This is a genomic window from Bacteroides sp. AM07-18 (genome assembly GCF_003602695.1).
GTDB classification, from domain to species: Bacteria; Bacteroidota; Bacteroidia; order Bacteroidales; family Bacteroidaceae; genus Bacteroides; species Bacteroides uniformis.
On the sequence record NZ_QTLM01000008.1, the window covers coordinates 58,427 to 73,864 of the forward strand.

The following is a 15,438-nucleotide window of genomic DNA, read 5'->3' on the forward strand; positions in this document are numbered from 1 at the left end:
TTCCGACTTGGCTTCATGGTTTTGGTTTGAAGCACCAGAAGGTGCAAGCTGCCCATGGATAAAGTGCTTGCCCTTCTTCGGCAGGCGCAGCCAATACAAGATTATTGGCATCACACTTCACAATGAAGAACTCAGTGGGCAGGTACGTAGGCGCGGCACCCTCGCCAACCAGGGCTATGGCCGTACCATAAAGGATGGGGGCCGTTACCTTAAGCTTGCCTACCGACCAGTTGGGCACGATGTCGTCGAAGTCGTACGTGAAGGTGCCGGTGCGACCTGTGGGAGCGACAGAGAAATTGCCGTCTATATCGAGCGTCATGCTGCCGGTGGACTCACCCGTCAGGTGATTGATGGTGGGCATATACAGAGTAAACATGTCCATAATCTCTACACTGGCGGCAAACCACGCGGGGCCGGGGTCGGCCTCGTAACCGCCTAAGCCAAAGAAACTTTGGTCGGCCCAGGTCCATGTCTTCTCGCCATCCTCGCCTATCAGGTCGAGCACTATTTGCGGTAGATTGAAGTCCTTGACAATGACTGTACCCAGTTCTTCTGTCACCTGCTCGCCGTTGGCAAGGGTAAAGGTTGCCGAAAGGGGAAACTCACCCGCACCCGTCAGTCGCATCTGAGCCACATTCTTGTCTGAAGTGACACCGCCGCAGCTCCACACGGTCAATACGGGGTTGCCGTTCTTCACGGTGAGGAGATCTTCTTCGTTGGAGAACTCAATCTTTCCCAGGTCGATAGTTGTGCCAAAGTAGGTGGGGGCCCCCTCCTGACCGATGCACAGCCGGGTGGCTATATTGGCCGGAATCGTCGAGATGGTATCTACCTTTACGGTAAACGAGGTCTCGGTGAATGCCTTTCCACCCGAATTCAATCCACGGAAGTTGACGGTATGCTGCCCGGTGAAAGATACCGAAAGTTCGGCATACGCCTTGCGTGCGACAGACTCGCCTACACTCCATTCAGAGAGTATCGGAGAATTGTTTTCTACAACAATGATGTTACCATTTTTGCCATCGACCACCTTCGGAGCCACACTGAGTTGGAGCTCATCAGCGGGGATGGTGCTATCGTCTATGGTATATGTGTCGGTGATAGGGTCGCAAGATGCGAATGCTCCCATCACAGCGATTATACTGATGTATTTGCAAAAGTTTTTCATGATGATATTTTTAATAATTTAGAGCTACAAATTACTTAATCGAAATTCCAAGTGGTGTAGCGCGCGTCCGGAGTGTCCCAGCCGGGATTTTGCGTGAGTACACCGTCGGACAACTGAATTTGCGCGGGCGGAATAGGCCAGAATCCGCCGGTGGCTTGATAACGTGCGGCATACTTGCCATCGCGCATCACGGTACTTACGCCCAGATTCTTTAGCGTGGTATTGTTCTGTTTGTTGAGTTCAGTCTCTGCAATGTGCCAGCGACGAATGTCCTGAAAGCGCTGTCCCTCGAAGGCAAGTTCGTGGCGGCGCTCCTGCTGCAATGCCTCCAGCGAATAGCCGATGGCGGGCAGGCCAGCGCGGGCGCGCACCCGGTTCATGTTGTCGGCATTGCCGGTTAATTCACTGTGCATAAGCAGCACGTCGGCAAAGCGGATGATGTAAAGGTCCTCGAACATGGCTGCCCAACGGGGCTGAATGTAGGGATCGTTCATACCCGCAAATTCAGGATGGGCTATCCAAAAGAGCGAGTTGCCCCAGGAACCCATCTTGTCGTATGCTTGCTTGGAGAGAATGGGCTGTAATTTCTTGTTCCACAGACCGGTCTCTTCCCACTGTTGGCGCACCTCGCCACTTTCATAATTGGCCATATCGAATTCATCTTCGTCTACGATAACAGATGCTCTGCGACGGATATCATCAGGCTCGGCTGCTTCCCAGGAGTCCCAGAGACTGGTAGGAACCGTTCCAAAGGAGTTGGTGTTGCCAAAGGGGAAAGCAGCCCCATTGTCGCTTTTGCTCATGATGCCGAAGAAACTCAGATAGAGATTGCAGTAGCCGCCCTGATTTTCGTAGGAATAACCGGCAAAGTTGCCGAACTTCACGGCAAACACAGCCTCGGCATTGCCGTTGCCTGCCCAGCGGAGGGGCTGGCCATCTACTCCTGTTACACCGGCCGTATATGCGTAGTCGTCTACCGTATATTCGTTGGTGTATGCCCATAGGTTGCGGAAATCGCCCACCAACTGGTGTCCGGAGTTAGCGATGCAGTCTTCCAGCCAGGTTACCACTTGTTGCTTGGTTATGCTGCCACCGTCGGCCGTGGGCATAGCCTCTTTCTGGTAGTAGCCGGTATAGAAGAGGAAGCAGCGGGCCATCAGCGCCTGGGCTGCCCATTTGGTGGCGTGTCCGGACTCTATTTCGTGATACTTCTTATCGCTCATAAGGCTGATAGCTTGCTGCAAATCGGTAGCTATCTGCGCCCACACCTCGTCGGCAGTAGCACGGGGCGTGTTAGTCTCTTGCGTAGTGCTGAGTATCAGGGGTACGCCGCCAAACAGTTCGGCCAGTTCGTAGTACTGGAAGGCACGCATGAAACAGGCTTCGCCCTTACGTTGGCTGAAGAGTCCGGCATCGGGCACGTTGTCGGCAGCCTCCATCAGGTCAAGACCCTCCAGGCAGGTATTGGCGGCATAGATGCCCTTATAGTGAATATCCCAGCAGAAGTCAAACTGTGAATCACTCTTATACATCAGATGGTCGAGTTCCGCATCTTGACTTCCGGCAAACATATCGTCGCTGGCATAGAGGTTGGTGAGCAAATAGGAGGATTCGGGCTTTGCCGCCTGATGATTCAGGTTGGCGTACATAGATGTCACAAGCATTTCCACATCATCCATCGATGTGGGGAAATTTTGCGTGTTGGACTGTGTATAGTTCTTGGTATCGAGCAGATCCTCGCACGAGCAGAGCGTCATCGCGGCCAGCGCGACTATCCCCATATATTTCGTTACTTTTTTTGTTTTCATTGTTTTATTTTAATTTAGAGTTAACAGTGTCTTAGAACTTCAGATTGGCGCCAATCAGCCAGGTACGGGCGATCGGATAAGATCCCATATCTATGCCGCTCACCCACGAAGTGGCGTTTTCGCCATAACGGTCGGTACCGCCGAAACCTACCTCCGGATCCATTCCTTTATAGCCGGTGAAGGTGTAGAGATTCTGTACACTTACATAGAGGCGCAGTTGCGACAGTGGGCAATTCTTCCAGAGGCGCTTGAAGTCATATCCCAATGTCATGTTCTGAATGCGGAGATAGTCGCCGTTCTCTATGTCAATATCAGTCACATGTTCTGCAATCATGGCACTGTTGCCCAGACGCGGGTAGCGGTTGGATGTACCTTCGCCATGCCAGCGGTCAAATGCCTCGATGGTGTGCTGGCGCGTGCCATAGTAGAGTTGTTGCCCAAAGGCTCCGGAAGTGGTGACCGAGAAGTCGAAGCCCTTCCATCCGAGATTGACCGAGAAGCCCAGACGCCAGTCGGGGTGTGGATTGCCAATCATGGTCTTGTCTTTTTCGTCGATAACTCCATCGTGGTGGCGATCCACATAAATCAGGTCGCCGGGTTGAGGGTTGGCCTGTGCCACACCGTTGCCTGCTGCCTTCCAATCATCAATCTGCTTTTGGTTTTGGAAAACACCGGCTGTCTGATAGCCCCAGAAGTAACCGATGGGATAACCAACCTGTGCCCGGTAGAACTCGGCGGCGTTGACGGAAGCAATAGCTCCTTCATTGCCGTGGATGATGCCCTCTGAGTTGGCAATACGGGTGACTTCATTCTTGTTATACGAGGCATTTAGGCTCAATCCGTATGTGAAGTCCTTACCCACACGGTCGTTCCAGGCGAGTGAGAGTTCCACACCCTTGTTGCTCACGTCGCCACCATTGATGTAGGGGGCCTGGGTACCTGCTGTGGAGAGTACCGGAGCCTGTACGAGCCAGTCCTTGGTCTTCTTGTTGTACCAGTCGGCGCTTACCCGCAAGCGGTTGCCCAAGAATACGGCATCAATACCCAAGTTGATTTGTTCGGACTTCTCCCACGTCACATTTTCATTGGCCAATGTGGTGGCATAGGCACCGGTGGTAGGAAGCTTCCCCGTTGCGATGTGTGTCTGTCCAAACTGGTAGCCATGCGAGAGGTCGAAAGCAATGGGCGACACATACTGAAAGTTAGGTATCGACTGATTACCATTCTGTCCCCAACTGGCACGCAGTTTCAGGAAGTCGAGCCAGCCACGGGTGCTTTCCATAAACTTTTCCTCGCTGATAAGCCATCCGGCCGATACAGAGGGGAAGATGCCCCAGCGATTTCCACGGGCAAAGTTACTAGAGCCATCGGCACGAATAATCAGCGTAGCCATGTACTTGTCTTTGTAATTGTAGTTGATACGACCGAAGAACGAGGCCAGCGCCCATTCGTCAAACGGATAGCCCTCGATGTCGGTGGCGGCGTTTCCGATGGTGTTGGATATCCACGCATGATCCATATCGGGTTTCATCGTGGGCAATTGTTGCCCTTCCGTCACGCTGTTGATTATAGAAAGGTTTTCGCCCGGTATGGTCTTCTCAAACGACTGGCCTACCAGTACATCAAAGAGGTGACCGTTCCAATTGGGAAGGATGTAAGAGATTGTATTCTCCTGCGAAATGTTATGTCCCAATGCTGAGCTCTGGGCCACAATATATGAGGCACTTCCCTCGTTTGTAGCAGCCTGATAGGGAGCGGTAAGTGAACGGTAGGAGCTGTTGGTCATACGGTAACTGAACGAACTGCGCCACTTAAGATTCTTAATGGGTTCTACCTCCAGATAGGCAGTCGCGTTGAGGCCGTATGTGCGGTTCTTGTTCAGCCCATGCGCCTTCTGCATCATCAGAATAGGATTGCCCTGTTTATCGTCATACACCCAGCCCGTTTGCTGCATGTCGTGGTAGTCGAACAGTTCTCCTTCGGCATTGTGCATAGGCAATAGCGGAGTAGTCTTTATGGAATTATAGACATCGTTATAGAGAGTAGATGTCTGTGCTATCGTGCTCTGGTTTGAGTAGTAGAACAGTAAATTCTCGCCAATCTTGATGATGTCCCGATCGCTTCCCTTGAGGAGCACATGATCGGAGTTAATACGGGCGGTATAACGCGTATAGTTGGGCACAGTACCCTTGCCTATAATACCGTCTTGCGAGGTAAAACTGAAACCGGCTGAGAACTTGCTCATCTCGTTACCACCTGTCAGATTGATGGCATGGTTCTGCATCGCTGCATTCTCGTTGCGCATCTCGTCGAGCCAGTTAGTACCTTGCCAACCGTTCTGAAGCATATTCCAAGTGTATTCGCCCAATTGTGTCTGCCAGTTCAGCGCCGGAACACCGTTATTGAAGTTGGTTTCATCAGTAATTGCCATGAATTGCTGCGCATTGAGCGTGTTGGGCATCTTATATACGTTCTGCCAACCGTAATACATGTCGTAACTGAGCTGTATCTTGCCCGTCTTACCTTGTTTGGTCGTAACCAGGATAACACCATTAGCGGCACGCGAACCATAAATAGCAGCCGAAGCAGCATCTTTGAGCACATCGATAGACTCAATATCTGCCGGGTTGAGCGTATTGATGTCGCTACCGGCCACACCGTCAATCACATACAGCGGTGCAGAGTCGCCCACGGTACCGATACCGCGAATATTCACCTTGAAACCTTCGCCGGGCAGACCGTTGTTGGCTGTAATGTTGATGCCGGGCGTCTGGTTCTGTAATGCACCCAGTGCACTGGTGGTATTGAGTTTTGTCACATCATCACCCTTCACTTGTACGGTGGCGCCGGTAACGAGTTTCTTCTTCTGTACACCGTAGCCCACTACTACCACTTCTTCCAGTTCCCGATAGTCTTCTTCCAACGTAATCTGGAGATGAGTGACATCTGTTACTTCTATAACGCGGGTCTTATAGCCTACATAGGAGATTTCGAGTTTGGCTCCCCGGTTGACCGTTAGCGTGAAATTACCTTCAATATCGGTAATCACACCGTTGGTTGTACCTTGTTCTATCACACTGGCGCCGATAATGGCACCCATTGCATCGGATACATTGCCTGTCAACTTTACCGTCTGTTGCTGCATCTTCTGCACATCAGGACTCTGAACTGCATAGACCTGAGAGGTTGCTCCCAGTGTCATGGCAGACAATAATCCTGCAAATAGCATAGACTTGTTAAAACTAAATTTACGATTCATTGTTCTGTTTTTTAAGTATTAGTAATTAGTATAAAGTTACCTTATCTCAAGTTTCGGATTTAGGTTTATTAGTTTGTAATAGATATGTGAATTATGATACCCATTATCTTCTGCGACACCGTATGTTCATTCTTACCACACTTCTGCAACTGTGCCCACAAAGCTTCGGATGACACTTTGCAACCTGCTCCCTACGCAAACATAAACGATATGGGGTGCAAAGTCCGTTTCGATGCGACGCAATCTTAGAATAAAGGATTTATTTCTATGAATAAAGGCTTTAGTTATAGAAACAAAGGCTTTATTTTTGCGAACAAATCCTTTATTCTAAGATTTCATAGGCACAAAAGACACTTTGCGCAGACACGAGATACACTCTGCATAGGCACGGAAGATGGGTGATTTTCCCTTTTCACCATGCAAAGAGGTTTCAATCCTAACTTCTGATTCTAAATCCGAAACTCTTGCCTTATTCATTGTAATTTCCTCTAATGAATTTCCGTTTCTGCTGCTAAATTACGATATTAATATAGATGACCTAACTGCGGGTAGCTGGTGACGGTAGATTCTAATTCAGTATATTTATTTTATAATCAATGATTTATGCTTTGCATTGGACGATAAAAAAGTAGATTTTATAGACGATTTGATGAGGCTAATTTCCTTATCCGGATGAAAAAGTGTAGTGAAAAATTCTGCTTTTTACGTCATAGGATAATGAAAATTGTAGTGTTTCCAAATATCTTAGTATCTTTAGGGCAAAATAAGAATATAAGTATGAAAACAGTTGCCAGAACCTTTTTGTTACTTTTCCTATGTAGCCTACAAGGTAAAGCAGCATTCTATAGCGACAAGGCTGCAAACCTGTTGAACACACTGGATTCACTGATAGAGAACTACCCTCAAGTCATCGAACAGCGCCAATCGGCTATCAACCGGATAGCTAGTAAACCTATGCCCAATACGCTACAGGCGCGCTATGAACACAACAAACGTTTGTTTCAGGAATATCAATATTTCAATATAGATTCGGCACTCGTATATGTCAATGCCAATATTGTCATTGCCCAACAGACGGGTGATGACAACATGATGAACCTATGTCGTATACAGAGGTCATATATTTATGCCATTATTGGACAACTGCATGAATCTGTTGAAGAGATGCGACAAATAGACCACGACAAACTAACAGGAGGTATGCTTATAGAATATTTGGGACAGATGTCTCTGCTCTACTCCCGATTTGCCGAATATACAGACGGTGGTAGCGATAAGCGAGATTATTATTACGAGAGAGAACACTTTTATATAGATTCTACCTTGAATGTACTACCTCATGAAAATCCCTATTACATTCTTTATAAAGGATTAAAAGACTTACGAGCCGGGAACTATTCCGGTTCCATCGTTGCAATAAAAGTATATTTGGAAACATCAAAGACAATCAGCATCGCTAACAGCAAATTGCTATATATACTATCCACACTATATCGGGACAACAATCAACCGGATCTGAGGCTGGAGTGTTTGGCAGAAGCCGCCATCATGGATATGACACTGGCCAACAACGATAACGTTACATTGCATGACTTGGCTACGCTACTCAATGAAAAAGGGGATAATGAGCGCGCTTACAAATATATCTCCCTATGTCTGGAAATGGCCCATATCATGAACAATCGGGTCCGTATGGTTTCTTGTCTCTCTACATTTGATGCCATACAGAAGACAAGTCTGCAAATTAAGAAAGCTAAAAACAGACAGTTAAGCTGGTCGCTATGGGTTATCGGATTCGTTTCTTGCCTGCTCACCCTTACTCTGATATATACGTACAGAATTTTGAAACACCGTAGCCGGCAACGGATAGAACTGAAGAATCTGAATGGACTGCTTTCTGCTTCGAATACAGAGTTGGAGTCGGCCAATGAACGGTTGAAGAACAGCCTGCATGAAATTACCGTACTTCACCAGCAGATTACAGAAACCAACAACCTGCTGAAAGAAGCCAATGAAAAACTCTATGACCAGAATATCATCAAAGAAGAATATATAGGATTTGTGCTCACCCTCTGTTCTGACTACATCAGTAAGCTTGACCAATACCGAAAAAACATCAACAACAAGGTGAAAACCCAGCAGTATAAAGACCTACTGAAATTTACGGATTCTCCCATCATGATAGAATCTGAATTAAAGGAGTTTTATCGGACTTTCGATGCTATTTTCTTACATGTCTATCCTTCTTTCGTGAGCGACTTCAACTCTTTACTTCAACCCGAATACCGTATCATCCCCAAGGAAGAGGGGCGGCTAAACACGGAATTGCGCATATTCGCACTAATGCATCTCGGCGTTACGGATTCCAGCAAAATTGCAGATTTCTTCCACTGGTCAACCCAGACGGTCTATAACAAACGGGTGTACATCCGTCAGAAGGCTATTGACCGTGAAACCTTCAATGACCAAGTGCGCAAGCTGGGAAAATAGAAAGGAAGCAGCGTCTACTTACGAATTTCTGTATAGCTTTGGCGACATTCCTGTATGATTTCTGAAATATCGACCAAAATGGGATTGAGTCGAGAAATTCAAGTCATAGGCTATTTGTTGGATGGAGAGAGTGGACGATTTAAGCAAGGTCTTGGCTTCTAAAATAGTATATTTGTCAATCCAATCCGTTGCATGTTTTCCCGTTTGTTGTTGAATCACAGTAGAAAGATATTTCGGGGTCAGATTCAGCTTGTCTGCATAAAAACCGACACTCCTTTCCTTGCGAAAGTATTTTTCTACATTCTTTATGAACTCCTGAAAAATGGATTCGCTTCGGGATAAAACTGCCGGAGCGTAGTTGGTTAAAAGCAAATTAAAGATATTACAAGCCAAGATATATAAATAGTATTGAATGATCTGTTGACGAAATATATTTCCGGTATCTGTCATCGTTTGTTTCAAACATTTCAATAGGACTTCAAACTCCTGCTTTTTGGAAGCCAATACCGGTTGACAGGGATTTTCTCTGATTAAGTGGAGGAATCTTAGTATATGACTTCCCTGCAACTCGAAGAGGCTTTCTTTTAAGCACATCAATTCTGCCTTGAAGTTCTTGCTTAATTCCAACACCTCGAAAGGTTTGCCTTCCATCACTATCAAAAAGTGGTTTTCCAGCACTGTAATCTCTTCAAAACCGACTATTAACCGGGCATACCCCTCCGAGCATATTACAATTAAGAGGCTATCTAATTTGACAGGGTGTCCGGTAATGGCAAAAGTTCCCAGATGTTCCATCGGAGACGTATAGTTATCAAAAATAAGGAACTTGTCTGATAACGCTTCTGTAGAGGCGAACTCCTGCACCATTCGTAAACCAATATTCTGTGCTTTGTCTTTCATGAACGTCTAATTTGGTCAACAAAAATAATCATTTTTTCTTTTGTATGACTCGATTCCGACTTTTTGGTCAATAATGACGACTATAATGCCTAAATGGCATGTGAGAATTCTTCACCTTTACACAAAAATAATAATAACAGTAATAACAATGAAACTATTCAGCTTGTCTCTCCTTTGTTTTGCGCTACTCTGTTCTTGTGGGAACCATGGCGTCAAAGAAAAACCGATTGTAAAAAACGTGCATATCGTACATGCCGAGCCTATCGCAGGAAATACATTCCGGTCGTTCCCCGGAGTGGTCAAAGCAGCGCAGCAGATTGAACTCGGTTTTAAAACAGCCGGACAAATCAAGCAATTGTGCGTTGATGAGGGTGACTATATCCGTGAAGGACAGCTCATTGCCAGGTTGGACGATACGGATTATCAACTGCAACTGGCAGCTACCGAAAGCCAGTACCGACAGTTGAGTACGGAAATGACAAGACTGGAAGAACTACACCGTCGAAATAATATAACCGACAATGATTATGAAAAAGCCGTAGCCGGATTGGAGCAGTTGAAAGCACAACTGGAATCGAACCGGAACACCGTCAACTACACCCAACTTCATTCTCCTATATCGGGCTATATCCAGGCTGTTCATTTTGAAAAAGCAGAAATGGTCAATACGGGAACAGCCGTTGTTACATTGGTCGATGTAAATAACATAGAAATAGAGAGCGAACTCCCTGCATCTGTTTACCTGCAAAAAGATAACTTTATAAGTTATTCATGTCATTCCCGGTTATTGGCAGATAATAACTTCTCTTTGAAATTAGCCTCGATAAATCCCAAATCTAACAGCAATCAGTTATACAGGATGCGCCTGTTTCCCGAAACAGATGCGAAGAACGCTCTTTCGATAGGAATGAATGTAGAGGTAACGGTGGAAATTCGCAATGGAGAACATTCAGGTGGTTATACCCTTTGGCCCAGATCTGTATTTATGCAGAACGGTAAAAGTTATGTATGGGTCGTGAATGACCGTTCCGAAGTGAAGTTAAAACCCGTGGAGATATCCGGTCTCGACAGCAAAGGGCGAATCATCATCCTGTCTGGTCTGAACGAAACAGACAATATTGTCGAATCGGGGTTGAGCGCCCTCGATGAAGGTGATATAGTACGGGTAATCGCACAACCCGCCAAAACAAATGTAGGAGGGATACTATAATGAAACTGACTGATTTTTTCTTCAGAAACGCCACGTTCTTCTGGACGTGCGTGGTAATGATCGTATTCAGCGGTATATACGCCTACATTATTATGCCGAAACTGGAAGACCCTGAATTGTCTGTCAAGCAAGCAATGGTGGTAACTTACTATCCGGGGGCTTCTGCACACGAAGTCGAACTCGAAGTTACATCGGTACTCGAAGATGAACTACGGACACTCAGTAATATTTCCGATATGGAATCGGTCTCTTCGGAAAATATGTCAACTATCACTATCAATATCGACATGGCTGTTCCGGTCGAGGGTCTCGAACAACGTTGGGATATTCTTCGTAGAAAGGTGGAGTCAGCCGCGCAACGGTTGCCGTCAGGGGCTTATCCTCCAGTGGTGGTAGACGATGTAAGTGATATCTACGGAATGTTCTATGCCCTTTCCGCCGAAGGCTATACGCTTGCGGAAATGGAAGAATATGCCGGGCTTATTAAACGTGAACTCCTTGAATTGAAAGGAGTAAGGCGGATTTCATTCTTTGGCACAAGGAATGAAAATGTAAATATAAAGCTCCCCAAAGAAATGATTGCACGCAACAGCATCTACCCTGTGCAAATTATGACTACTATCGATGCCCGCAATCAGCCAGTCAATGCCGGGCATTACTATTCGGATGGTCAATTGCTGCGTAATGAGGTCGGTGGCAAACTAAGGAGCGCTGAAGATGTGAAAGACCTTATTATGCAAACGCCTTCCGGCGGGCAGGTAAAGTTAGGCGATATTGCCGAAGTCGCAAAGGAGTATGCCGATCCGCAGACCAGGGGCTTTTGGGTGAACGGCCATCCGGCAATCGCTCTTTGCGTTTCGATGGAGCCGGGCGTTGTGGTTACGGATGTAGGTAAGCTGGTCGAGGCGCGAATGACGGAGCTCCAAGAGCGGTTGCCTGCCGGATTTGAGTATGAAAAGATATATTTCCAACCGGATAGGGTATCGAACGCAATAGGCTCTTTCAACTGGAACCTCGTAATATCGGTAGTCATCGTAGTGCTTGTACTGATTCTTACAATGGGCATCAGAGGTGGGCTAATTATCGGTGCAGGACTGATTTTGACCGTATTGATGACTTTTCCCGTATTACTGATGACAGGAGGAACATTACAACGCATATCATTGGGGGCATTCATTGTGGCAATGGGTATGCTGGTTGATAACGCGGTTGTGGTTCTCGACGGTATACTTGTAGACAGGGGAAATGGTCTGCCGCCAAAGAAAGCATTGTTCCGGACAGCGGAAAACACAGCGTGGCCTTTAATGGGTGCAACTTTAATCGCCATAATGACTTTCCTTCCTGTCGGATTATCCAACGATACCGCTGGAGAATATGCACGTGATCTGTTTTTTGTGCTGGCCATATCATTGTTGGTAAGTTGGGTGCTTGCCATGACACAGATACCTGTCTTTGCAAAACTATTCTTATCGGCACGTGCAAACGGCGGTAAAAACCCAGAGAAGATAAAAGATCAACTCAACACACCCCTTCATAAGGTTATCCGAAAGGCGCTTCATTTTTTTATGAACCATAAAATATCAACTTTTTTGGTAAGTTTCGGATGTTTGGTTCTGGCTTTCGTTGGATTCTTTTCGGTTAAGTCGATATTCTTCCCCGACTTCGATTATAACCAGTTATATGTAGAATATACCCTGCCACCGCAAACGCACCCTGACAGGGTAAAACATGATTTGCTGGAAATATCGGAAAAACTCTCGGACTATGACGAGATAAACAAGATAACGGCAAGTCAGGCACAAACCCCCACCCGATATTGCCTTGTGCGTTCCATCAATGCGGTGGGCGACAATTACGGAGAATTGATTATCGACTTCGAGGATTACCGCGATGCATACAGACTTCTTCCGGAAATTCAGACACGACTGCGGGAAGAATATCCCGATGCGTATGTTCGGGTACGGAAATACAACTTCGCAGTCAGTACGAGCCACACGGTTGAGGCCATATTCTCCGGTCCCGATCCGCAGATATTAAGAGAGCTGGCCGGGCAAGGCAAAGAAATTATGCGCGATTGTGCAATAGTGGATGCTTATTCGGTTACCGACAACTGGCAACCTCAGGGAAAATCCATATATAGGGATTATTCCGAGCAATCTGCCAAACGTAGCGGAATGAACCGCAGCGATATTGCGAACGCTTTATTGGCTTCAGCAGAAGGCTTGCCCGTAGGTCTTATTTACGAAAATGACAAATCGGTTATTATTAATCTGAAAGTCCAAAATTCGGATGACAGTCGCATTACAGACCAGAATGACATACCGGTATGGGGGATGATTCCAAATACCAGCCTTGAAGAAGTAAATATAGGTAGAGTATTGCAGGGTACGGCGACACCCGACGATATAACTGACAATATGTTCCGCACAATCCCTTTAAGTCAGATAACGAATAACGAACGCGTTAAGTGGGAAGAAACAAGCGTGGCGCGTTACGACGGTAAACGGGCGATAAAAGTACAGTGTGACCCTCTTGCCGGCGAAGCTCCCGGCGAGATACTGTCGGAAATCCAGGATCGGTTTGAACAAATAGAACTCCCTGCCGGGTATTCACTCAAATGGTTAGGAGAACAGAAATTACAGAACAGCGCATTTGAAAATATTTTCGGATTCGTGCCGATAGCCCTTGTGTTGATTGTGCTGATTCTTGTATGGTTGTTCAATGATATGCGCAAGGTTCTGCTGGTTATTCTGTGTCTGCCTTTCGCATTCATAGGAATCACCCCCCTTTTGCTTGTAACAGGTACACCATTCACATTTATGGGTATAATCGGAGCGATGGGATTGATGGGAATGCTGATTAAGAACTCTATCGTATTGGTAGACGAGATTACGCGCCTTACAAAAGAAGGAATGGTTCCCTATGATGCGGTCATTAATTCGACAGTAAATCGTACCCGTCCGGTAATAATGGCTTCGGCCACGACCATACTTGGCATGCTCCCGCTTCTGTTCGACCCTATGTATTCCAGTCTGGCAGTTGTGGTAGTTGCCGGTTTGACAGCAGGCACCATAATTACGCTGATTCTGCTGCCTATTTTTTATTCATTATTTTTCAAAATTAAAAAAACTTCGCTAATAAATATTTACGAATGAAAAAGAAAACAATCATCCTTGTAACTCTGGCACTTATGCTTTTGGGAGTGAACACCAATGCTCAAATGTCAGAAAAGCCTCGTGTCATTGCAATGACTGACGGAGAGATAGATGACCAATGTTCTATGATCCGCTTCCTGCTCCATGCTAACGATATGGAAGTTGTAGCTATTATCCAAACCAATTCCATTTTTCAACGGGGTGGATGGAGTAATGCCGGATGGATAGAAAAGCAACTTGATGCTTACGAACAGGTATATCCCAACCTCATCGTACACGATCCTGCTTATCCTACTGCCAACGAACTAAGAAGCAAACTCTTCCTTGGTGACCAAGATTCAACACATATTGTGGTCGATACAGATGTCATCCGTCGTGTACCCGGAACTGAATCCATGATAGACCCCACGCATTGGGCTGATACACCCGGTTCCGATAAGATTGTTGAAACTCTTTTGGAAAACGATCCTCGCAAAGTCTATATACAGGCTTGGGGAGGTGGTAACACCGCAGCCAAAGCTTTCCAAAAGTTAAAAACCCAATACCCTTCCGAGTATGAGCGTGCTGTGAAGAAAGCAGTTATGTATAACATCTGGTATCAGGATGGCGCTGGAAACTACATTGAAACTTACCACCCCGACGTCACTCTGCTGGTGTCTTACTACTTTAGTGGAACTTGGGATTACGGTAGCCAACGTTATACCGACGGTTTTGCCAAAAACTATCTGCACAACGGTCACGGTCCATTGGCAGCCCTTTATCCACAGGATTACATCAGCGAAGGCGATTCACCTGCGTTCCTTTATACGCTTGGTAGCGGATTACGTGGTTATGAAGACCCTACTTACGGTGGTTGGGGCGGACAGTTCTATAAAATAGAAGGACTAAAAAACGTATATCGTGATGTAGACCGTGGTAGTTACCTGCGGTGGGTAGAAGTAGCCAACCGTGATTTTGAATCCAGACTCCGGTGGTGTGTAGCTGGCAAATATGAAGATGCTAACCACAAACCGGTAATCGCCATACCCGGCGGGCTGGAAAAAACAGTGAAATCCGGTGAAACCGTAACCCTAAATGCCGATATCACAGAACCAGATTCCCTCGATATTGACGGAATCTGGGCGAAATACTCTGCCCTTTATGAGCAGCTCGGCTTTAATAAAGAAAGTTTTGTCGAAATAGCTCCGCAACGTTATCCCAAATATAACGCTTACTGGTGGCAATATAAAGAAGCAGGAACATACAATGGCTATATCGACATTGTCGCCGTTGACTCAGGCAAATCTACCTTTGTTGCTCCCAAAGTCGACAAACCCGAAACCCTGCACCTCATCCTTGAAGTGACCGATACGGGGATTCCGGCGTTGACCACCTTCGCCCGCGTTATTGTTACTATCTTCCCCACAGATAAATAAGAACCAATAAGAAAATGTCATGTTAAGAAAAAC

At 46.4% G+C, this 15,438-nt stretch carries 8 protein-coding genes; 4 read left to right on the forward strand and 4 right to left on the reverse strand.

Annotated elements, in window-relative coordinates; genetic code table 11:
- Window positions 1-13: 13 nt before the first annotated feature.
- Genes DW096_RS11565 through DW096_RS11575 form a run of 3 tightly spaced genes read right to left on the reverse strand, consistent with a single transcriptional unit; the run spans window position 14 to window position 6,235 of the window.
- On the reverse strand, window positions 14-1,168 hold the full coding sequence (locus DW096_RS11565; protein WP_117866722.1) for a hypothetical protein: 1,155 nt from the start codon (window positions 1,166-1,168) through the stop codon (window positions 14-16).
- A 35-nt stretch (window positions 1,169-1,203) separates the two neighbouring features.
- Window positions 1,204-2,976, reverse strand: coding sequence for a RagB/SusD family nutrient uptake outer membrane protein (locus DW096_RS11570; protein ID WP_005830682.1), 1,773 nt, complete (start codon window positions 2,974-2,976; stop codon window positions 1,204-1,206).
- A gap of 31 nt (window positions 2,977-3,007) precedes the next feature.
- Window positions 3,008-6,235, reverse strand: coding sequence for a TonB-dependent receptor (locus tag DW096_RS11575; protein WP_005830680.1), 3,228 nt, complete (start codon window positions 6,233-6,235; stop codon window positions 3,008-3,010).
- 777 nt (window positions 6,236-7,012) lie between these two features.
- Between DW096_RS11575 and DW096_RS11580 the strand changes: the two genes are divergently transcribed.
- Window positions 7,013-8,725: a DUF6377 domain-containing protein gene (locus DW096_RS11580; protein WP_057256550.1), complete on the forward strand. Its 1,713-nt coding sequence runs from the start codon at window positions 7,013-7,015 to the stop codon at window positions 8,723-8,725.
- A gap of 18 nt (window positions 8,726-8,743) precedes the next feature.
- Here DW096_RS11580 and DW096_RS11585 read toward each other — a convergent pair whose 3' ends face one another.
- Entirely contained in the window at window positions 8,744-9,625 is an 882-nt protein-coding gene (locus tag DW096_RS11585) for an AraC family transcriptional regulator (protein WP_005830672.1), read from the reverse strand.
- 148 nt (window positions 9,626-9,773) lie between these two features.
- On the opposite strand from DW096_RS11585, the gene DW096_RS11590 reads away from it, so the two are divergent.
- Genes DW096_RS11590 through DW096_RS11600 form a run of 3 tightly spaced genes read left to right on the forward strand, consistent with a single transcriptional unit; the run spans window position 9,774 to window position 15,405 of the window.
- A complete protein-coding gene (locus DW096_RS11590; protein ID WP_158589298.1) occupies window positions 9,774-10,835 on the forward strand; it encodes an efflux RND transporter periplasmic adaptor subunit in 1,062 nt (353 codons plus the stop codon).
- Window positions 10,835-13,990 carry an efflux RND transporter permease subunit gene (locus DW096_RS11595; protein ID WP_057256548.1) on the forward strand — a complete coding sequence of 1,052 codons (3,156 nt, stop codon included), beginning with the start codon at window positions 10,835-10,837 and terminating at the stop codon, window positions 13,988-13,990. Before DW096_RS11590 ends, DW096_RS11595 begins: the two co-directional genes overlap by 1 nt.
- Complete coding sequence (locus tag DW096_RS11600) at window positions 13,987-15,405, forward strand: DUF1593 domain-containing protein (protein ID WP_057256547.1); 1,419 nt, start codon at window positions 13,987-13,989, stop codon at window positions 15,403-15,405. The genes DW096_RS11595 and DW096_RS11600 overlap by 4 nt, the downstream gene beginning before the upstream one ends.
- Window positions 15,406-15,438: the final 33 nt, after the last annotated feature.

What these genes read in the sequence shown, in the direction of transcription:
- DW096_RS11570 (WP_005830682.1), bottom strand. Translation starts at nt 2,976, where the DNA reads ATGAAAACAAAAAAAGTAACGAAATATATGGGGATAGTCGCGCTGGCC.
- DW096_RS11600 (WP_057256547.1), top strand. Translation starts at nt 13,987, where the DNA reads ATGAAAAAGAAAACAATCATCCTTGTAACTCTGGCACTTATGCTTTTG.
- DW096_RS11565 (WP_117866722.1), bottom strand. Translation starts at nt 1,168, where the DNA reads ATGAAAAACTTTTGCAAATACATCAGTATAATCGCTGTGATGGGAGCA.
- DW096_RS11575 (WP_005830680.1), bottom strand. Translation starts at nt 6,235, where the DNA reads ATGAATCGTAAATTTAGTTTTAACAAGTCTATGCTATTTGCAGGATTA.
- DW096_RS11590 (WP_158589298.1), top strand. Translation starts at nt 9,774, where the DNA reads ATGAAACTATTCAGCTTGTCTCTCCTTTGTTTTGCGCTACTCTGTTCT.
- DW096_RS11585 (WP_005830672.1), bottom strand. Translation starts at nt 9,625, where the DNA reads ATGAAAGACAAAGCACAGAATATTGGTTTACGAATGGTGCAGGAGTTC.
- DW096_RS11580 (WP_057256550.1), top strand. Translation starts at nt 7,013, where the DNA reads ATGAAAACAGTTGCCAGAACCTTTTTGTTACTTTTCCTATGTAGCCTA.
- DW096_RS11595 (WP_057256548.1), top strand. Translation starts at nt 10,835, where the DNA reads ATGAAACTGACTGATTTTTTCTTCAGAAACGCCACGTTCTTCTGGACG.